The sequence below is a fragment of the Bifidobacterium apri genome, assembly GCF_009299485.1.
In the GTDB taxonomy this organism is placed as follows: Bacteria; Actinomycetota; Actinomycetes; order Actinomycetales; family Bifidobacteriaceae; genus Bifidobacterium; species Bifidobacterium apri.
The window spans coordinates 258,709-279,447 of sequence record NZ_WBSO01000001.1; the positions used below are offsets into that span (position 1 = coordinate 258,709).

A 20,739-nucleotide genomic window follows, 5' to 3' on the forward strand; every position below is an offset into this window, starting at 1 on the left:
ATTGTGATCACCGGTCACGGTTCGAAGCCGGTGCTCCGAACCGTGATTCGTAACCAGTTTCGGCAATCAGCCCGCAGTCGACGCTTATGGGGTGCCTGGTGTCGGCAGCATCATAACCTTCTGCCGACACTGAGCGACTTGTAAGCGTCGGCGGAAACAGAGCAACAACCCCTCCACTGACACTCAACACCACATAAACATCCGCAGAAAAGCCACAATCCACTACCGACGCTGAGTGCCCGTAAGTGTCGGTAGAAACAGAACAACAACCCCACCAACACTCACCGCATAATCAACGTCCGCAAAACAGACCGCTACCCCCTTCTACCGACACTGAGCACCCCGTAAGCGTCGGCAGAAACTGAGCCACCCCACTACCGACACTGAACACCCCGTAAGCATCGGCAGAAACAAACGTATGGGCATCGAAGTTCTGCTTCCGCTCCAGTCAGATATTGGAGAGACTCGCATGATTGGACATGTCTTCATGTGCAGCGAATTCCGGGAGATACCGAGGCGTTTGGATTTCACGTAGCAGCCTGAACCGGCGATGTTGAACGTGAGTTGTTCTGAAACTCTCCGAATCAGAGCAGGAGCGAGAGACATCGGGGTTCAGCCCTCTGGATGCCGTCACGCATTCAATCCGTGATGCAATATCGGAATCGCCCAACGACGCGCAGCATCTCGGTGTCTCAGCGAGCGTTATTCAGCTCGGCTGCCTTGTTAGCATTCAGCTCGTCAATCGCATGCTGGAAGTCTTGCAAATTCTCAAAATTCTGGTACACGCTGGCGAACCGCATGTACGCGACCTCGTCGAGATCACGCAATGGCTTGAGAATTGCTTTGCCCACCTCGTCGGATTTCACGGTTGCCAGACCGCGAGACCGCAAATCCTCCTCCACGCGTTGACCGAGCATTTTCAGCTGGTCTTCATCAATCGGCCTGCCTTGGCAGGCTTTGCGCACTCCGTTGACCACCTTGTTACGATCAAACGGTTCGACATTGCCGGATCTTTTCTGCACCAAAAGCATGGTGGTTTCCACCGTGGTGAACCGCCTACCACATTTGAGGCATTCGCGACGACGACGAATGGAATGACCGTCCTCGTTGATACGGGTGTCGACCACCTTGGTTTCAGGATTTTGGCAATACGGGCAATGCATATCCTCCACAATAGTCGACAGCCCCAACTTGCAGCCATTTCCGGCCAGCCAGCGGTCACTACCGACTGACGGCATGGCATCGACATCCGTCAATGGCCGATGCCATTCACTCAATGGGCACCACAATCGTTTCGCCGGGCTTGAGACCGGTGGACTGCAAGTTATTGAGTCTGACGATCTCGTCAATCTTCTGATTCACGTCTCCCCCAGCAGGTGTAGTCTCCTGCGCATACCGCCAGAGGGTATCACCCGCCTGCACGGTATACGTGACGGTTCTTGTTGGAGTCGCCGATTCGGCGGTTTTCGACTCAACCACGCTCCACCCGAACACCGCCGCAAACACAAGTAACGCGATGATCAGCCCTTTGGCCAGCAATGATTGGCTATGGTCTGCACTGATAGCAGACTCACGCGCAGCCCTACGCCGATTGCACACTCGCACACCCTCACCAGGACGTGTCTGAACAGCGCGATAGCCGGCAGCACCCATCCCCACATACTCCTGAGCACGCATGTTTCTCCACCTTTCCTTTGTCTGATGCGCCAGGCGCCATGGCTCTTCGCCATAACGACCAGCACATGCGACCGTGCTGTTTGCAACCGCACCGCCGTACAGCGATGTTGCGAGTTGCCGCAATCTATTCGAACACATGTTCTATCGAACAGATGTTCTAATTATGACACAGGCGTTCGAAGTTGACAAGGGGGTGTGTCGAACATTTGTTTGATTTTTACCGCATGCTCGGTTATGCTAGTGGAGAACGAAAGGATTTGATGTGGGCACCATCGCATTCCCATCTCGGCATGATGACGAGCAAGACCAGCAATCTTCGGCATTGAGCGACCGCCAACGCCAAGTACTGGACGCCATCCGCTCCCATGTAGCCGAACACGGCTATGCCCCATCATTCCGGGAAATCGGCGATCTGGTCGGTTTGAAAAGCCCGTCATCGGTCAAACACCAGCTGCAAGTGCTCGCCGATCGCGGATATATTCGCATCGGCGCGAAAAAAGGCCGCGCCATCGAATTGGTCGAAAGCCAGTCTGTGACAGAACAACCCTCGCAGCAGGAGGCTACACATCAACAGGCAGCCAAGATCTTCCCCTTCCCCGCCGCCGACACCTCCCTTGACGACCGCGAAACCATTCTCGAATCACGAGATGTACCACTCGTCGGCAGAATCGCTGCAGGCACTCCGATCACAGCCCAGCAGCATATCGAAGACGTGATGAGACTGCCCGAACGGCTCACCGGAACAGGCAATCTCTTCATGCTTGAAGTCCATGGGGATTCCATGGTCGACGCGGCCATCTGCGACGGCGATTTCGTCGTCGTGCGCGAACAACAGAACGCCGAGAACGGCGACATCGTCGCGGCGCTGCTCGACGACGAAGCCACCGTCAAGACCTTCCGCAAAGAACACGGTCACGTGTGGCTCATCCCCCATAACCCTGCTTATTCGCCCATCGACGGCACCCACGCACAAATCATGGGCAAAGTGGTCACGGTGCTGCGCAAAATCTAAATCCGGCAGCCACCGCGATCATCTGTTGTTCCCCGTGGCGTGCGGATCCGACCGCATTGTCCTTACATGTGTTCGCCTGATAGTGATGTTGCCCCCGTGTGCGGATCCGGCAGTCGCACGGCAGACAGATACTTTTGCCTCATCGACAGAACTCAAGCCAAACACGCCGCCGTGCAACACACCTGTCGCGCAGTGGCCAACAACCACCGCGCAAGACGGTTTGGAATGACTAACGGTCAAGTATGCGAGTCGATCCTCACACAATCTCGCGAGTAGATGAGTCTCAATGCACCACCAGCACCATGACCGGGATCATGTGAGCCGCTGCCATAACGTCCATCAAACCGACGCACTGCCATCGGCACCAACACGACCGGCACCGTCGACTTCGGCGCGACCGCCATCATCTGCGCTATTGTCTTTCCCCGAGCCCAACATCACCGCGACCGCCATCACGGTCACCATCGGCATCGACACCGCCGCCACCCGCAGCACCATCAGCACTGTCACCATCGTCGCGCCCGTCCACACCCTCCGGCGCATCATGCAAGTGTTCTGCGCGAGTCGCCTCGCACCCGGCCGGCTCCAACTGGAACGTCGTATGCGGGATCGACACCGGGAAATGCTCGCGCAGGCAGCTTTGCAACTGAGCCAGAATCTGCGCCCCCTGAGCCATCGACAACCCCGGATCGACCACCACATGCGCCATCAGCACCGGCATGCCGGTCGACACCGTACTCGCATGCAGGTCATGCACAGCCACCACATGCGGCACACGTTCCATATGCGCGCGAACCTCATCAAGATCCAATCCTTCCGGCGTCTCCTCCAACAGCACACGCACCGCCTTGCGCAGCAGCAGCACCGCGCGCGGAATCATCATCAACGCGATGATCCCGCCGGCGATCGCGTCAAAACCGCCCCAGCCCGTGCATTGCAGCACAATCGCGGAGACAATGACGGCGACCGAGCCCAAAGCGTCATTGACCACTTCCAGGAACGCCGCACGCATATTCATGTTGTCTTCACTATTCGCATGGAGAATAACAATCGAGCCGATATTCGAAGCAAGACCCAATACGCCCATGAACAGCAGCAGACCGACGCTGCGCACACCGTCATCCGCCCCGCCGAACAGACGCATCCCGGCTTCCACCAGCGCATACACCCCGACGAACAGCAGCACCAACGCACCAAGCGCCGCGGTAATGACTTCCAGCCGAGCCCATCCCCAAGTCCTGGTGTTGCTGGGCTTGCGACGCATCAGCATAGCCGTCACCGTCGATGCGACCAGCACCGACAAATCAGTGAGCATATGTCCGGCATCGACGAGCAAGGCCAATGATCCGGTCACCGCCGCACTGATGACTTCGGCGATGAACACCGTTGACGTCAACGCCAGCGACATCATCAGTCTGCGCTGATGTTCCGCGTTACTTCCCCGCTGTCGGGATGTCTCTTGCACGTGCGCCATCACATAATCTCCTTGGCTAGCCGCAGACTCGTTCTTATGAAACCCGGTGCCGTTACCCGGTCACGCCTGCCGAAATCGCTTCTCATTACCATTCTCATCGGCACCAATACGACGAAACCCCGGCATGGCAACCGGGGTTCCTTGTGTTCGCGGCCGGCATGACAACCGGCACAACGATGTGCGTCACGGGATATCCGACGTTATCGAAGCAATGTCACGATGCCGTCATAGATCCCCGCTGATGCATCAGAAGCCGAACTTCGCAGCGGTCTCACGCAGCGTCTCCGCAGACTTCTTGAGCTCCTCGAGCTCATGGTCGGACAGCGGGGTGTTGATGCGAGAGTTCACGCCCTGACGGTTCAGCAGGGTCGGCACGGACATGCACACGTCGGAGATGCCGTGGAAGTCGGTGAGCATGGAGGACACCGGCAGAATGCGGTTGGTGTCGCGCAGCACAGCCTCGATGATGTCCACACCGGACATGGCGATCGCATAGTTGGTCGCGCCCTTGCCCTGGATGATCTTGTATGCGGCGTTCTTGACTTCCTGATGGATTTCCTCGCGCTTGGCAGCATCGAGCGGCTCATGGCCCGGAAGCGGCTGCCAATCGCACATCGGGACGCCACCGATGGTGGCGGAAGCCCACAGCGGAACCTCGGAATCGCCGTGTTCACCGGCGATATAGGCGTGCACGTTCTTCACGTTCACACCGGTCTGCTGCGCAATCAGGAAGCGCAGACGAGCGGAATCAAGGTTCGTGCCGGAACCGAACATCTGGTTGGCCGGCAGACCGGACAGCTTCATGGACACGTGGGTCACAACATCCACCGGATTCGTGATGAGCATGTAGATGGCGTTCGGGGCGACCTTCACCACATTCGGGATAATGGACTTCATGATGTTGATGGTCGCGCCGGCGAGATCGAGACGGGACTGGCCAGGCTTCTGGCGAGCGCCTGCGGTGATGACGACCATGTCGGCGTCACGGCAGATCTCCACATCGTCGGAACCGTCGATGGAGACGGTCGGATAGAAGCTTGAGCCGTGCTGCATGTCGAGCACCTCAGCCTCGACACGTTCCTTGGCGATGTCTTCGAGAACGATTTCGCGTGCAACGCCACGCTGGGCGGCCGCGAAGGCAAGCGTTGAGCCGACAGCGCCGGCACCGATGATAGCGAGCTTCGTGGGCTTTACAGCTGAATTCACCATTTGCTACTTCTCCTTGGCAATGACCCGATTGTGACGGGTTTCATTCAGTAACACTTCCACTCTAGTGGCTCTCCGTGACGTTTCCGGGAGGAAAACGCCTTGACGCCGAGCATATTCAACGAACATTATGGGAGCGTTCACAGTACAGCAATATCAAACGGTCTTGCCGTTGAGCACTTATTCGTCGATTGCGGCATCGACCACTTGCGCGGCCAGTTGGCTGTCGACCTGCGCCTCGACCATCATGCCGTCCCCACGGTACTCGATGGAATCCATCTGACCGTATTCGCGGATCTTCGAAACCAACGATCCGGCGGTGTAGGGCAGCAACGCACTGACATGCACACCGGGAACGGGGAGCAGCCCCTCGACCTCGGCGCGCAACGCGTCGATGCCTTCTCCAGTGAACGCGGACACGAAATGTGCCTCAGGCGCAAGCGCTTCGAGACGTTCACGGGTCGTCTGGTCCGTCCTGTCGATTTTGTTGAACACCACAATGCGTGGAATGCTTTCCGTCCCGTTGATATCGGCGAGAATCGCATTGACCGCATCGATTTGGGCGAACGGATCGGGGTGCGAGGCATCGACCACATGCACGATCACATCGGCGTCCGAGACTTCCTCAAGTGTGGATTTGAACGCTTCGACCAGCTGCGTGGGCAGGCGACGCACGAAACCGACGGTATCCACATACGCGTATTGTCGGCCGTCTTTCGCGTTCGCATGACGCACCGCAGTGTCGAGTGTGGCGAAGAGCGCGTTTTCCACCAGTTCCTTGGAACCAGTCAGTCGATTGGTCAATGAGGATTTGCCGGCATTCGTGTATCCGACCACGGCGACCGTGGGCAGGCCGAAACGTCTGCGGGACCCGCGTTTGACATCGCGCGCGGGGGCCATATGGGCGATTTGCTTGCGCAATTTGGCGATCCGGTTGCGGATCACACGACGGTCCATTTCGATTTTCGTCTCGCCCGGGCCACGCGAGCCGATTCCGGCGTCCGCACCGGCAGCCCGGCCGCCGGCTTGGCGGGACAGCGACCCGCCCCATCCGCGCAGTCGCGGCAGCATGTATTGCAGTTGGGCGAGTTCGACTTGGGCCTTGCCTTCTCGGCTGGTCGCATGCTGGGCGAAAATATCAAGAATTACGGCAGTCCGGTCAACGACCTTGACTTTCGTCGCATCTTCCAAAGCTCGCCGCTGGCTTGGCGGCAAATCGTCATCCACGATAATCGTGTCCGCCTCATCCCGTGCGACAACACCCGCGATTTCTTTGGCTTTGCCTGAACCCACATACGTTGCCGCATCCGGACGCAAACGGTGCTGCAACAGGCCGTCGCACACCTGTGCACCGGCAGTCTGTGCAAGCGCCGCGAGCTCACGCAACGATTCTTCAGCTTGGGCCTGGGTGGTTTTCGCACTCGACCACACGCCGACCAACACCACGCGTTCGAGACGGACCTTGCGGTACTCGACTTCGGTGACGTCCTGCAATTCGCCAAGGCCGGCGACACGCTTAAGCTCGTTGCGAGCCTCACGTTCACGCCATTCCTGATCCTCATGCGCGTAAGGGTGTGCGGCGGAATCGTCAAGCAGGACTTCGGAATGCTCCGCAAGCACGCCGTCGCCTTGCTCCTGCGCTTGTTGCCCGCCCAATCCGCCGGATTGACGTGTGGACTGCTCCGGTTGCCGCTCTGATTGTTCCGCGACACGATCCGGCAAGGATTCCGCCATCTCTGGCGTCGTACGATAATCCGCCTGTTGCGGCGTCACGCCCGCCGTACTGTTCCGGATCCCCCGGGTATTGTCCGTGTCGTCAGTGTCATCCGTACGTGCGAAAGCTGTGGTGGTGATGGCTGTTCCTTCTTCTCGCACCGCCGAATCAGCGGCACGATCGGCGGTATCTTCCTAGTATCAACTATTGTCTTTATTATCAACATGTTAGACGACAACACCAAGCCGGTTCCGCCGTCAGCGACAGGCGGGCACGCCCCCACGACAGGACACCGGCATTCGGCGGCAGACAGAAAGCAACGTATAGGAAGACATATCAGCATGGCAGTATCGAGACCACATCAGGGCAATGACACGCATCGCGGCGAGCGCCACGACCACGAGAACGGAGCAGGGCAGGAACACGCCGGCAAGCGTCAGACCACCGGTAATGAGCAGTATTTCGCGGCGAACCCCCAGTCCGCTGACGTCAGGCGTGAACGCAAGGTGACGCTACGCGGCTATGATGCCACCGTCCAGACATCCAACGGCGTATTCTCAGGCAATCGTGTCGATCTGGGCACCTCCGTGCTCCTGCGCCACGCGCCCATGCCGCCGCAACACGGCACCGGGCTCGACCTGGGGTGTGGCTGGGGTCCGATCGCCTTATCTCTTGGCTTCGAATCCCCCGACCTTGACATCTGGGCGGTCGACATCAACGAACGCGCGGTGGACTTGACCGCCGAAAACGCGAAAGCCAACGGCTTGAATCACGTGCACGCCGTCACCACTGAAGCCGTCCCCGCCGACCTGACCTTCGACGTAATCTGGTCCAATCCGCCGATCCGCATCGGCAAAGAAGCGTTGCATGAGCTGCTCATGGCGTGGCTGCCACGGCTCAACCGGGGCGGCGCCGCATATCTGGTAGTGCAGAAGAACCTCGGATCCGATTCGTTGATCACCTGGCTCGCCCAAGCGCTCACAGACGGGTATGCGGTCAGTAAATACGCGAGTTCCAAGGGATATCGTGTCATCGAGGTGCTGCGTCAGGCATGAAGTTCTCATATCCTCCGGAACTGCCGATTTCCGCGGCTCATGACGACATCATCGACGCGGTGAAACACTCACAGGTCGTCATCGTCTCCGGACAAACCGGCTCAGGCAAAACCACCCAGATTCCGAAAATGCTGTTGGAAATGGGACGCGGGACGCATGGTCACCAAATCGTGCACACCCAGCCGCGTCGACTCGCCGCCCGAACAGTCGCCGAACGCATCGCGATGGAAATGGGAACGAAACTCGGCGATGAAATCGGCTACCAAGTGCGATTCACCGACGAAAGCTCCCCCAACACCAGGCTGCGTGTGGTCACCGACGGCATTCTGCTCGCGCAGATCCAACGTGACCCCCAGCTGAGCCGCTACGACACCATCGTGATCGACGAGGCGCACGAACGCAGCCTCAACATCGACTTTCTGCTCGGCTACTTGACCGCACTGCTGCCGAAACGCCATGATTTGAAGCTCATCATCACCTCGGCGACCATCGATTCGGAGAAATTCCGCGACCATTTCGAACACGCGCTGCACACGAACGTCCCGGTCATCGAAGTGTCCGGACGCACCTACCCGGTGCAAATCGTCTACGAACCATTGGGTTCACTGCCCGCGCTCATGAATCACGTGCCCGGTTTCGCCAACCCGCGCAATCCAGCGCTCGGTGGAGACGACAGGGGTGACAACGATGACGACCAGAGCGACATGCCGACCGCAGTGGCACGCGCCTGCGCGGAACTGGTCATCCGTTCCAGTCATGATCACGGCCCGCGGGACATTCTCGTCTTCGCGTCCGGCGAGCGCGACATCCATGACTTCGAGAACGCTTTGCATCATCACTTCGGTCCGCGCACCGCAGACATGCGCCGGCCGGATGCGATCGAGATCATGCCGCTGTTCGCAAGGCTATCCGCCAAAGAACAGCACAAAGTGTTCGAGCCGCACACCCATCAACGCATCGTCATCGCCACGAATGTGGCTGAAACATCACTGACCGTGCCGGGAATCCGCTATGTCGTCGACCCGGGAACCGCTCGTATCTCGCGGTATTCGAAAACGGCGAAAGTGCAGCGTCTGCCGATCGAGCCGATCTCACAGGCGAGCGCCGATCAGCGTTCCGGTCGTTGCGGACGTGTCGCTGACGGCATCGCGATCCGCTTGTATTCGAATGAGGATTATCAGACGCGGCCACGGTTCACTGAGCCTGAAATCCTACGGACTTCACTTGGCGCGGTGGTGCTGCACATGCTGTCGGTCGGTGTGGCGCACACGGTCGAAGACATCACGCATTTCGGGTTCATCGACCCGCCGGATGTGCGATCCGTGTCCGACGGTTTCAATGAGCTGACTGAGCTCAAAGCGGTCAGCCATAATCACGGTGAAGTCAGGTTGACCCGCATCGGCAGGCAATTGTCCCATATCCCGATTGATATCAGGCTTGGGCGCATGGTCATTGAAGCCGCCACTCATACCACGCCGAACACGCTTGCCGCCGTGCTGGTCGTCGTCGCGTTCCTCAGCTTGCAAGACCCCAGGGAACGGCCGGAAGACAAACGTGAGGAAGCTGACCGAATCCACAATCGTTATGCCGATCCGACCAGCGATTTCCTCACCGCGCTCAATATGTGGGACCGTGTGTTCCAAGTTGACGGCGAGCCGGGGAACAACGCGCTGCGTCGCATCTGCAAAGCCGAATATTTCAGCTTCCTGCGCATGCGGCAGTGGAAGGATCTGGTCGCCCAACTGTCCCAAATGTGCCGCGAACTGAAATTCCGGGTCGGCGAGCCGCAACCAATCTCCCGGCCGGGGCTGGACATCCGCAACCTGCCCATCAATCAGCAAGCCGCACACTCCATGTGCTGCACGTGGGATGCACAAGGCATCCACCAGTCCATGCTCGCCGGGCTGCTGTCCATGATGGGCATGCAGGTGGTACGCGAGCCAAAAGCTTCGGATTTCGCCGGACTCAAAGGGGCGGCCAAAGCCCGCGCCATGAAACGCGCACAGAAAACCGCGAAAAACGACTACCAGGGCGCGCGCGGCACACGATTCGCGCTGTTCCCCGCATCGGCGGTCGCAAAAACCACACCCCCATGGGTGATGAGCACGGAACTGGTGGAAACGTCACGCTTGTGGGCGCGCTACTCTGCGGCAATCGACCCGGCATGGGCGGAACCACTGGCAGGGTCGCTCACCCGCGTCACCTACGCCGAACCTCACTGGTCCGGGTCGCGCGGATCGGCCGTCGCACAATCGAAAATCCTGTTGTACGGGCTGCCGATCGTACAAGACCGTCCGGTGCAATGGGGACGCATCAACCCCACACAGGCGCGTGATTTCCTGCTCCGGCAAGGGCTTGTCGAGGGGGATATCCAACAGCGCTTCCCGTTCGACGGGTTCATCGAACGCAACCGGGAAATCCTCGAGGAAGCCGCACAGGATGCTGACCGGACACGACAAGTCGCCGACACGGTCAGCGATGAGGATTTGTTCGACTTCTACAATGCCGTTGTCCCTACCGATATCACAAGCGTCGCCGATCTGTCGAAATGGTGGAAGCACGAGCACGACAGCCAACCGCACCTGCTGGATTTCGACCCCGCCAACGTCGAACGGCTCCAACAATTCGGCAGCGTCAGCATGGACGACTACCCCGAGTACTGGCATACGCTCGGCACCGACGGCACGCCGATCGACCTGCGACTGAGCTACAAGTACGAGCCCGGCGCGCCTGACGACGGCGTCACCGTGCACATCCCCATCAAAGAACTGTCCAGGTTGACCCCTGAACAGTTCACATGGAACGTGCCCGGTTTGCTGGACGAACTGCTGCTCGGCATGATCAAATCCCTGCCCAAGGCGCTGCGCGTCCAATTCGTGCCAGCCCCCGACACGGCGAGAGCAATCCGCGAGGCGATTGATGAGCAATACCCGGATCTGCCTGGATCCGGGGAAATGGGGCATCCGAATCTGCCTGCACAGGATACGACGGATGACTCCGAGAGCGGCCAGCAGACGACTGGAGCGGGCACATGGCCTGACATCATCCATGCGTTTACCGCCGCCGCAATATCAACCGTGGGCGCGCAAATTCACCCCGAAGTGTACACCGACGAGCAAATCGCCAAGCTCGCGCCCTACCTGCGCATGACCTTCAGCATCGAGCAACCCTTGCCCCACGCGTCATCCAAGCATCGGCGCGGGCATGGGCACGAGTCCGGGGCGGGACACGGGACCTGGCACAGCACTGGACACAGTGGACGGCAAACCGTCAAAGTGCTCGGCACCGGGAAATCCTTGGTCGGACTGCAACGGCAGTTCGCCCAACTCGCCGCCGCGTCAGCGCGCAAAGTCGTGCAACGCCAAGCGAAAGCCGCCGAAGCGCAAGGCAACATCGTTCAGCAGGCGAATCTGCTGCACAAAGCCGGCGCCACCACCAAACCGCGGGCAGACATCCTGTGGAACGGCGCGCTGCAAACCCTGCGCTTGCCTTCGGAACGCATCTCCTCCCGGTGGCTCGGAACTGAAGCCTTGATGCTGGCGAGCGCGCCATACCGTTCCACCGCCGATCTGGTGGAGGATTTGCAGCTCGCCGCCGTCAAGCGCTTGTTGCCACACGTGGATACGCTACCGGATGATCAGGCGCTCGCCCAAGCGGTCAACGACGTGTCGGAAGTGTTCGAGGACACCGTGTATGCGGTGGCGCATGACGTGATCGCGATTCTCAAACGATACGCTGAAGTGGATAAGGCGGTGTCCGGCAAAGCCGATTTGCCGATGCTGTCAGTGCTGCAATCGGTGCGGGAGCATATCGCCACACTCGTGTTCCCCGGATTCGTCGGAGCTGCACCACCGGATGCGTTGCCGAATATCGAACGATATCTCCACGCTGATCTGATGCGACTAGCCAAAGCGAAAACTGACAAGAACCGGGACGTGCGCTGGGCGTGGCAGGCCGATGAAGCGCGTGGGCTCGTGGACAAGGCGATGGAACGCGCCAAGGCGGAGCCGGCCGGGCCGCGCCATGAGATGCTGCTGGGCAAAGCGACCCAAGCCCGGTGGATGCTCGAAGAGTTCTACGTGTCCTTGTGGGCGCAGGAGCTGGGCACCGCGAAACCGGTGAGTATCCAGCGCATCCGCAAAGCACTCGCGTAGGCGGGGCGCTGCGGCTCGCGGGGCGGGGACATCGGGATGCGGGTATGTCCAACGGGCGGCAGACGACGGGTGGCAGACGGCAGACGGCGGGCAGGTTCATACCCATCCATGTGAGCGAATCCTCACACAAACAGCCCCAGCCCCGCCGAAACCGGCAACACCCGCATCCGCACCACCCAGTATGTGAGCGAATCCTCACACAACCCAACCCGCACCCCGCCGAAACCCACAAAACCCGCATCCCCACTACCCGGATTGTGAGCCAATCCTCACACAGACAGCCTCAGCACCACCGGCATATAGGAACCAAAGTTATTGCTTATAATCCCCGCAGGCGTTGTGGCCGTAAGCGTGTCGGGGTGTCGAACTTGGTTCCCGTATCTTCATGGAGTGATGAGGACACGATCGAACAGGGCCCCGGAGTGCGGATTGCGCGGGGCGAGGATGAATAACAACGGACATGACCGGCTCGGGCGCCAAGCCGGCCCCTTACCGCTTCGCCATACCTGATGGCACGACACCACCCTCCCACGTCGAAACAGACGGAAACTTCGACGGAGACGCCCCGGAATCTGGCACCTCAATCGAATAGACTGACCTGCACATGCCTGTCTTCAACACCTGAACGAGAAGTCTAAAGCAATAACTTTGGTTCCTATATGCCGCACCACCGAAACCAGCAACACTTTCTTCCCCAACCACCCGGATTGTGAGCAAATCCTCACACAACCCAACACCCACGAAGAGCCCACAACCCGGCAACACTCACCCTCAGAGCAGCCTGAACCTTACGAGCGCGGGTTGCCGAACCAGCCGGTGTAGATGATCGAGAAGTTGCGGTTGCCGTACGCCGAGCAGGAGTCCCCCTCCCCCGCACCAGCCGCGAGCGCCGCAGTGTTCGGCTGGTATGGCGTGTAAATGTACAGCAGCGCAGTGGCTTTGTTCTCGATGTACACTTGGCTGCCGCCGCAACTCGCATTTGGATTGTATTGAATGTAATTCATGCTGCCGGCATGGTATCCGTATGCGTCTTCATGCTGCAAGTAGTACTTGTATCGTTTGGCTGCCCCGTACACTTGTCGGAAGAATCCGGCGTATTGCGGGTCGCAACTGGCATCGTCGGGACAGCTCAGTCCCATTGCGGCTTTGAATTGGAAGGCGGTTGTACTGGTCGCGGTGACCAGATGCTGTTCCTTCTGCAGTACGGTGAGCAGCACTTTCGGGCTGATTCCACATGCTTTGGCTGATTTGCTGATGATTGCCGCCGCGGTTTCGCCTTGCGCGCCCTGGTAGGCTTCACATTCGTTGCCGGCCGGCTCGTTTTCACTGTCGAAGGTCATGACGCGCAAGCATTGGCTCCCAGTGCACGAGGCGCCTTGTTTATCAAGGAATGCTTGGATTTCCGCTTGGCTCATGGCGTTGCCGTTGAAGAACTGCCCGTCTGAAATGATGTTGCCTGGGTTGTATCCGTACTTTTCTGCGGTCTGATTCTGCCGATATTGGGCGATGGCGATTTCTGTCCGCCACTGGATAACCCGGATCAGTCCCATGACCAGTGCCATGATGCAGATGATCGCAACGATTGTTTCCAGCGCAATCAGACACCGTTTGCCGGGATTCGCCGTCTTCCATGTGCGGCGGTATCGGGTTGTGAATCGCTGCATCCGTTGTGCGAACGATGAAGCTGTCTTGGCTGTGCCGCGCGATGATGGTTTCCGTCCGGACTTGTTGCTTGGCGCGGATTCTGCGGAGCCCGCTGCACGCCGTCGTGATCCTTGTTCAGCCGACGATCCCGAGGATTTCTTTGATTTCGCTGATTTGCCGGTTGTTCCCGACTTTCCCGCTGCCGCCGATTGTGCTGATGTCGCATGGCGTGATGCCGCCGCTGCGCCCTTTGATGTGTTGTCGCTCATGCTGGATTCTTCCGTACTGTCGTGAACAGTGTCATCCACCGCATCATGGTTGTGCAGGACGTTGTCGCGGGCAGTCTGCTGGACGCTCCGCGAAGCGTCTTCCCTGCTATCGGAATCGTTCCGTCCTTCATCATGCTGGTTGTTCCTGGTCGTCACTGTCATCACTGTCGTCACTGTCATTGTAAAACGCAGCCGGGGCACGGTCGTCGCTCACGATAACAGCTCCGCCACTACGCTCCGAGTTCCGCGCGTGTCGGATGCAATCCGCTGACCGTCAAAGCGGCGAGCACCGCGAACACAGCACCGAAAGGACCGAGCCAAACCAGCCCAAGCTGATCGTTGACTACCCCGCCCACGGCTGATCCGAGTGCAATGCCGATGTTAAACGACATGGAGTTCAATGACGCCGCAAGATTCATGGATCCCGGGTGTGCCTGCGCCGCAACATCCATATACAGCACTTGGGATGCGGAATTCTGCAAATACATGAACAGGCCGAGCACGATGAGCAGCAGCGCCCCGACAATCGGTTGAAGACCGGCGAAAGCAAGCAGGCACAACAGCACCGCTTGCATGAGATAAATCGGGCGGATCCGCGCGAGGGGCGCCACGCCGGTCCCCCGGTTGGCAAGCCGTCCGCTGTACAGATTGCTGCACAGGCATGCGGCGCCGAAAATCATCAGTCCGAAGCTGACGAAACGCTGTGGAATGCCGATTTCGTCGCGCATAATCGGCGTGAGATACGTGTAGAACACGTAGCTTGCGGCCGCCCCGAACATGACGGCGAACACGCCCAATCGGATACGCCGATCGGCGAAAAGGCGGAATTGCGGCAGAAAACCGATGGTCATCGGGTGGCTGTTTCGCGGCAGCACGACAATCATGGCGAGCATCAGGATGATGGTCAGCACAACAATCAGCGCGAAAGCCGCACGCCACCCGAACGTCCCCGCGACCCATGTGCCGACAGGCACGCCGACGACGGAGGCGATGGAGAATCCCGAGAACACCCAGGCGATGAATCGTGTGCGATTGCTTGCGCTGGCGACATCCGGCGCGTATGTCATGGACACGGCGACCGTGGTGCCGGCGACGAGTGCGATCATGATTCGGGCAATCAGGAGTATCGGATAGTTTGGCGCGATCATGCACAGCATGTTGCCGACGAGAAACACTGCCACCAAGGTCATATGCGTTGCGAATCGTGGGAAACGTGCCGACAATGCCGAGCCGATTGGCGTTGCCGGTGCGTACGCGACCGCAAACAGGGAGACGAGGTTGCCGACGGTGACTTCACTGACTTGCAATCCACGCGCGATTTGGGGCAGGATGCCGACCATGATGAATTCACTGAGCCCGAGCATGAAACTAAGGGCGATCAACGTGATGACCGCAGGTGTGAAGAACCGCGAGCGCACGACCGGATGGTCTTCACGCTGCTGGCTGTCTTCGCGTTGTTGTCTGTCTTCGCGTTGTTGGCTGTTTTCCCGTTCCTGATTGTGGTGTGCCATATCCGATGTCTGATCCTGCGCGTGTCCATCCATGTGCCGCATTCCCTCCTGTACGGCCCGCTCGACCGCCCACCCAAGTGAACCACCGGGTCTGGTCGAAGTGCTGCGCGGCGCGTCACCTGGCTGGTAAGTCGCCCAGGATGCCCAATTCTTCTCCCCATCTTCTGCCGACACTAAGCGCGCTGCCAGTGTCGGCAGAGAAGGTCACGCTCCAGCTTCTGCCGACACTCACAACCCCATCAGCGTCGGCAGAAGGTTGTGAGCGGAACGCACACGTGCACACCGAGTATCACGCGAATACACGTACGCCCCGCTGCGTTGGACGCAAACGGGGCGTATGTAATCAGCCGAACCATCGAACCTACGCGAGGCGGACAGTCGGATATACAGCCGGATATTTACAAGCGCTGCAAATACTTGCCGAGCTCATACGGTGTCACCTGACGGCGGTACTCTTCCCACTCCTGATGCTTGTTGCGCAGGAAGTACTCGAAGGCGTGCTCGCCGAGGACACCGGCCACGAAATCGGACTTCTCCATGATCTTGAGCGCCTCATCCAACGATTCAGGCAGCGGCTGGATACCCATCGCCTTGCGTTCGGCGTCAGTGAGCTCCCACACGTCGTCGCTGGTCGGCTCGCCCAAAGTCATCTGCTGCTCGATACCGTCGAGGCCTGCGGCCAGCAGCACGGAGAACGCAAGATACGGATTGACCGCAGGGTCGAGCGCGCGGAACTCCATACGCGCGGAATTGCCCTTGCCCGGCTTGTATTGCGGGATGCGCAGCAGCGCGGACCGATTGTTGTGGCCCCAGCAGATGTAGCTCGGCGCCTCGGCACCGCCCCACAACCGCTTATACGAGTTGACGTACTGGTCCGTGACCGCGCAGATCTCCGCCGCATGGTACAGAATACCTGCCGCGAACTGGCGGGCAATCAGCGACATGTTGAACTCCTGGCCGGCCTCATAGAAGGCGTTGGAATCGCCCTCGAACAGGCTCAGGTGCGTATGCATGCCGGATCCCGGCTGGTCGGCAAGCGGTTTGGGCATGAAGCTCGCGTGGATGCCGCGTTCAAGGGATATTTCCTTGACAACAGTACGGAACGTCATGATGTTGTCTGCAGTGGTCAACGCATCCGCATACCGCAGGTCGATCTCGTTTTGCCCCGGACCGGCCTCATGGTGCGAATATTCGACGGAAATGCCCATCTGCTCGAGCATGTTAACGGTCGCGCGACGGAAATCCATCCCTGGGCTGCGCGGCACGTGGTCGAAGTACCCGCCTTCATCGATCGGCTTGGGGGTTTGGGACCAATCTTCCTGGTTTTCGAACAGATAGAATTCGATTTCCGGATGCACGTAGAAGGTGAAGCCCTTCTCCTTCGCTTTGGCGAGCGCCTGCTTGAGCACGTGCCGCGGATCGCCGAGCGACGGTTCACCGTCCGGGGTGAGAATGTCGCAGAACATGCGGGCTGTGCCTTGCGGGCCGCCACGCCACGGCAGCACCTGGAAGGTGGACGGGTCCGGCTTGACGATCATGTCGTCCTCGGAAACACGTGTCATGCCTTCGATCGACGAGCCGTCGAAGCCAAGCCCCTCCTCGAACGCCGCTTCGAGTTCGGCGGGGGCGATTGCCACTGATTTCAGTGTTCCCAATACATCCGTGAACCAAAGTCGGATGAAGCGCACGTCTCGTTCTTCCACCGTGCGCAGGGCGAACTCTTGCTGTTTATCCATAGTCCTCATCGTCCCATCGAATTATTACGGACATGCTACACGGATGCGATATTCCCGTGCCCACGCCACGTTTTGCGTTGTGTTTTGTCTGTGATTCCGCGGATTTAGCAGGTCATCGTCGACCTTGATGCATTCACGGTGTGTTAGACGGCGAGTGTGTCGGCGGCCGGGAGGATTGGAGCGTCCCGACCGCCGCCGAGCGCTGTCAGCGCGCCACTTCGAGCGCTTCTTCAAGGGTGAATGCGCGGGCGTACAGCGATTTGCCGAGGATCGCGGCATCCACGCCGAGCTGGGCAAGCTCTTTGATCGCGCGCAGATCATCGAGGCTGCTGATGCCTCCGGATGCGGTGACGTGAGCGTCGGTGCGTTCGGCGACTTCGCGCAGGAGCGTCAGGTTCGGCCCACTCATCATGCCGTCACGCGCCACGTCGGTGACAACGTATCGCGAGCAGCCAACGGAATCGAGGAATGCCATGGTTTCGAACAGGTCGCCGCCTTCTTTGACCCAGCCGCGGGCTGCGAGCGTATGTCCGCGCACGTCGAGACCGACGGCGACACGGTCACCGTACTTCTTGATGACCGAAGCGGTCCATTCGGGGTTTTCGAGCGCGGCGGTGCCGATGTTCACGCGTGCCGCACCGGCTCCGAGCGCGGCTTCGAGACTGTCGTCGTCACGCACGCCACCGCTCATTTCGATGTTGACTTTGTCACCCAGCTCTTTGACGATCGCGCTGAGCTGGTCACGATTGTTCCCGGTGCCGAAGGCGGCATCAAGGTCTACGAGGTGAATCCACTGCGCGCCGGATTCCACCCAGGTGCGGGCGGCTTCGAGCGGGCTGCCGTAATCGGTTTCCGATCCGGATTCGCCTTGGCGCAGACGTACCGCCTTGCCGTCACGCACGTCTACTGCCGGAAGAAGGGTGAGTGCCATATTGCCCTCGATTCTGCGGGTTTCCCGCTGTCGTGCCGGTATCATCCGGCTGGTTTGTTTCGCGATTGCCGCGGACTACACATCGACGTCCAGACACGCCCGAAGTGCCGTCCGGTATGCGTTCGCACCTGCACACCGCCGTGTCTGCTGCATCCCGTGTCTGCCGCATCAGCCGTGTCAGACACGCAGCTGAGCGCGGTTCAGAAGGTCGAAACCCAGTTGCGCAGCAATTGCGCACCCGCCTCCGCGGATTTCTCCGGGTGGAACTGGGTGGCGAACAGCGGTCCGCGCTCATAGGCCGCCACAAACCTGCTGCGCCCATACGTGCACCACGTCACCTTCTGCTCTTCCCCACCGAAATCAATGTCCTCGGTGCCGTTTTCCACAGGCTGAGCGTCCATCGCCGCGTAGGAATGCACGAAGTAGAACCGCTCCCCAGTCAGTCCACGCAGCAGCACGGAGCCTTGCGGCGCCTCGACGGTATCCCACCCCATATGGGGAACCACATCGGCGTCCAGCAGGTTCACATCCCCGTGAATCAGACCCAAGCCGTCCGCCGGCTTGCCGAGCTCATTGCCATGGTCGAACATGATCTGTTCGCCGACGCACACGCCGAGCACCGGACGTCCAGCGCGCAAACGATCGTAGACGACGCGGTCACCGCCGACGTTGCGCAGGCTATCCACGCAAGCACCGAATGCCCCGACGCCGGGCACGACAAGACCGTCCGCCTCGACGGATTGACGGTAATCCGACGTGAGGGTTACATCAAGACCGAGATTGGCGAGCGCACGCACCATGGAACGCACGTTGCCAAAACCGTAGTCGAAGACCACTACCGATGTCATCCGTTGTCCTTCCTGTTTTCGTTCCGGGTCATGCGGCAAGTGCAGCCCGTCTCCCGGTGTCCGTGGACATGTCCACGGTACTTCGGGATTGTTTCCGTGTCTTCTGTGTCTTCTATGTCTCTGTCTCGCCGCACGCTTCTTGCCTGCGCCTTACGAGATGGAGGAGTTGCCGCGCCCGAACCGCGTGTGTTTCGCGAGCACCGCCAAGGCCTGCTGGTGATCGAGGTCGGCGGAGTCGAAGCTTTTCCTGTCAGCCAGAATGTCTTCGAGCGGGGTGATGCCGAGCATCAGATCTTCAACGAACGGCGCTGCGGATGCGAACAGGATGGGTGGCGCGAATTGGTCCCCCGCCTGTCCTTGTAGGAACAGTGTCGCTTCAAGCTTGTCCGCGCGGTTGACTGTGAGGATCGCGGGCATGCCCGACACCACGGTCGTCAAGTCTTTTGCCGCGGCTTCGGGGCTGTCGCCGTCGAGGTTGCGCAGCACCGCCACAGCGCCTTGCGGGTCATCAAGACAGACAGCGCTGATATCGCTGAGCTGGCAGAACGCGGCAAGCAATTCCGCTGAGGTCAGACGAGTGATGATGGCTGCCGCTTTCGCCTTGTTGCCGAGCAGTCCTTGCAATTCGTCGTCGAAGCTCGCTTCGAAGGATTGCTGGCCGTCCGGCTGTTCAGTGGGAGTCCCGGTATCGTCATTAGCAAACGATGCCTCACCTTGGGAGAAATCATCCTCTTGGCCTTCGGATTGCTGCGTCTGGTCGAATTCGCGTTCAAAATCCGCCATCGCAGCGTCAAGGTCGGCGTCGTTGAAATGCAGGCCGTCCCCGTTCTCGGCACCGGAATCGCTGAGATCGTCGGCCATCACAGGGCTCCCTTGGTGCTGGGGATGCCGTCAACACGCGGATCCGGCTCGATGGCGAACCTCAGCGCGCGGGCGACCGCCTTGAATTCGGCTTCAGCGATATGATGCGGGTCTCGGCCGGCGAGCAGTTGCAGGTGCAGGCAGATGCCGGCATGCAGTGCGATCGATTCCATGACGTGACGTACAAGCGAACCGGTGAAATGCCCGCCGATCATGCAGTATTCGAAACCTTCCGGTTCCCCGGAGCACACCACGTAGGGGCGGCCGGAAATGTCGATGACCGCTTTGGCGAGGGCTTCGTCCAGCGGGACGGTCGCATCGGCGAACCGGCGGATGCCCCGCTTGTCGCCGAGCGCCTGACGCAGGGCTTCGCCGAAGACAATCGCAGTGTCCTCAACCGTGTGATGCACGTCGATATCGGTGTCGCCGCTCGCCTTGATGTTCAGGTCGATCAGGGAATGCTTGCCGAGCGCTGTCATCATATGGTTGTAGAAGGGCACCGACGTGTCGATCTGGGTTTTGCCCGTGCCGTCGAGATCCAGTGACAGGTCGATTGTCGATTCGCTGGTCCTGCGCACGATATGGGCTGTACGTGCCATCTTTCCTCCTCAGCTCCGGTCTTGCGACAGGCCGGATTGATCCGGTTG

15 protein-coding genes are annotated in these 20,739 nt (G+C 59.6%); 3 read left to right on the forward strand and 12 right to left on the reverse strand.

All coding sequences use genetic code 11. From position 1 onward, the window contains the following. Positions 1-692: 692 nt before the first annotated feature. Positions 693-1,163, reverse strand: coding sequence for a transcriptional regulator NrdR (gene nrdR, locus DSM100238_RS00965; RefSeq protein WP_152354970.1), 471 nt, complete (start codon positions 1,161-1,163; stop codon positions 693-695). Between the two features lie 106 nt (positions 1,164-1,269). After that, entirely contained in the window at positions 1,270-1,677 is a 408-nt protein-coding gene (locus DSM100238_RS00970; RefSeq protein WP_167510957.1) for a LysM peptidoglycan-binding domain-containing protein, read from the reverse strand. Between the two features lie 262 nt (positions 1,678-1,939). On the opposite strand from DSM100238_RS00970, the gene lexA reads away from it, so the two are divergent. Beyond that, the gene (lexA, locus tag DSM100238_RS00975) at positions 1,940-2,689 is read left to right on the forward strand and encodes a transcriptional repressor LexA (protein WP_152354868.1); all 750 of its coding nucleotides are present in this window, start codon (positions 1,940-1,942) and stop codon (positions 2,687-2,689) included. Between the two features lie 412 nt (positions 2,690-3,101). On the opposite strand, the gene DSM100238_RS00980 is transcribed toward lexA, so the two are convergent. From DSM100238_RS00980 to hflX, 3 genes are all read right to left on the reverse strand, one after another. Further along, the gene (locus DSM100238_RS00980) at positions 3,102-4,163 is read right to left on the reverse strand and encodes a cation diffusion facilitator family transporter (RefSeq protein WP_240812263.1); all 1,062 of its coding nucleotides are present in this window, start codon (positions 4,161-4,163) and stop codon (positions 3,102-3,104) included. A 246-nt stretch (positions 4,164-4,409) separates the two neighbouring features. Next, a complete protein-coding gene (locus DSM100238_RS00985; protein WP_152354869.1) occupies positions 4,410-5,372 on the reverse strand; it encodes an L-lactate dehydrogenase in 963 nt (320 codons plus the stop codon). 177 nt (positions 5,373-5,549) lie between these two features. Continuing rightward, entirely contained in the window at positions 5,550-7,142 is a 1,593-nt protein-coding gene (hflX, locus tag DSM100238_RS00990; protein WP_240812264.1) for a GTPase HflX, read from the reverse strand. Between the two features lie 282 nt (positions 7,143-7,424). On the opposite strand from hflX, the gene DSM100238_RS00995 reads away from it, so the two are divergent. Both DSM100238_RS00995 and hrpA read left to right on the forward strand, forming a co-directional pair. Then, positions 7,425-8,138: a class I SAM-dependent methyltransferase gene (locus tag DSM100238_RS00995; RefSeq protein ID WP_152354870.1), complete on the forward strand. Its 714-nt coding sequence runs from the start codon at positions 7,425-7,427 to the stop codon at positions 8,136-8,138. Next, on the forward strand, positions 8,135-12,292 hold the full coding sequence (gene hrpA, locus DSM100238_RS01000) for an ATP-dependent RNA helicase HrpA (RefSeq protein ID WP_152354871.1): 4,158 nt from the start codon (positions 8,135-8,137) through the stop codon (positions 12,290-12,292). The genes DSM100238_RS00995 and hrpA overlap by 4 nt, the downstream gene beginning before the upstream one ends. 788 nt (positions 12,293-13,080) lie before the next feature. Here the strand turns inward: hrpA and DSM100238_RS01005 are convergent. The 7 genes from DSM100238_RS01005 to hisB all read right to left on the reverse strand — a co-directional run bounded on the left by DSM100238_RS01005 (position 13,081) and on the right by hisB (position 20,691). Then, entirely contained in the window at positions 13,081-13,956 is an 876-nt protein-coding gene (locus DSM100238_RS01005; RefSeq protein WP_240812277.1) for a hemagglutinin, read from the reverse strand. A gap of 479 nt (positions 13,957-14,435) precedes the next feature. After that, positions 14,436-15,569 carry an MFS transporter gene (locus DSM100238_RS01010; protein WP_205730663.1) on the reverse strand — a complete coding sequence of 378 codons (1,134 nt, stop codon included), beginning with the start codon at positions 15,567-15,569 and terminating at the stop codon, positions 14,436-14,438. A 545-nt stretch (positions 15,570-16,114) separates the two neighbouring features. Then, positions 16,115-17,452: a type I glutamate--ammonia ligase gene (glnA, locus tag DSM100238_RS01015; protein ID WP_152354872.1), complete on the reverse strand. Its 1,338-nt coding sequence runs from the start codon at positions 17,450-17,452 to the stop codon at positions 16,115-16,117. A gap of 205 nt (positions 17,453-17,657) precedes the next feature. Next, positions 17,658-18,383 carry a bifunctional 1-(5-phosphoribosyl)-5-((5-phosphoribosylamino)methylideneamino)imidazole-4-carboxamide isomerase/phosphoribosylanthranilate isomerase PriA gene (gene priA, locus DSM100238_RS01020; RefSeq protein ID WP_152354873.1) on the reverse strand — a complete coding sequence of 242 codons (726 nt, stop codon included), beginning with the start codon at positions 18,381-18,383 and terminating at the stop codon, positions 17,658-17,660. 200 nt (positions 18,384-18,583) lie between these two features. Next, entirely contained in the window at positions 18,584-19,231 is a 648-nt protein-coding gene (hisH, locus tag DSM100238_RS01025) for an imidazole glycerol phosphate synthase subunit HisH (RefSeq protein WP_152354874.1), read from the reverse strand. Between the two features lie 150 nt (positions 19,232-19,381). After that, complete coding sequence (locus DSM100238_RS01030) at positions 19,382-20,092, reverse strand: hypothetical protein (RefSeq protein ID WP_152354875.1); 711 nt, start codon at positions 20,090-20,092, stop codon at positions 19,382-19,384. Further along, positions 20,092-20,691, reverse strand: coding sequence for an imidazoleglycerol-phosphate dehydratase HisB (gene hisB, locus DSM100238_RS01035; RefSeq protein WP_152354876.1), 600 nt, complete (start codon positions 20,689-20,691; stop codon positions 20,092-20,094). Before hisB ends, DSM100238_RS01030 begins: the two co-directional genes overlap by 1 nt. Positions 20,692-20,739 lie beyond the last annotated feature (48 nt).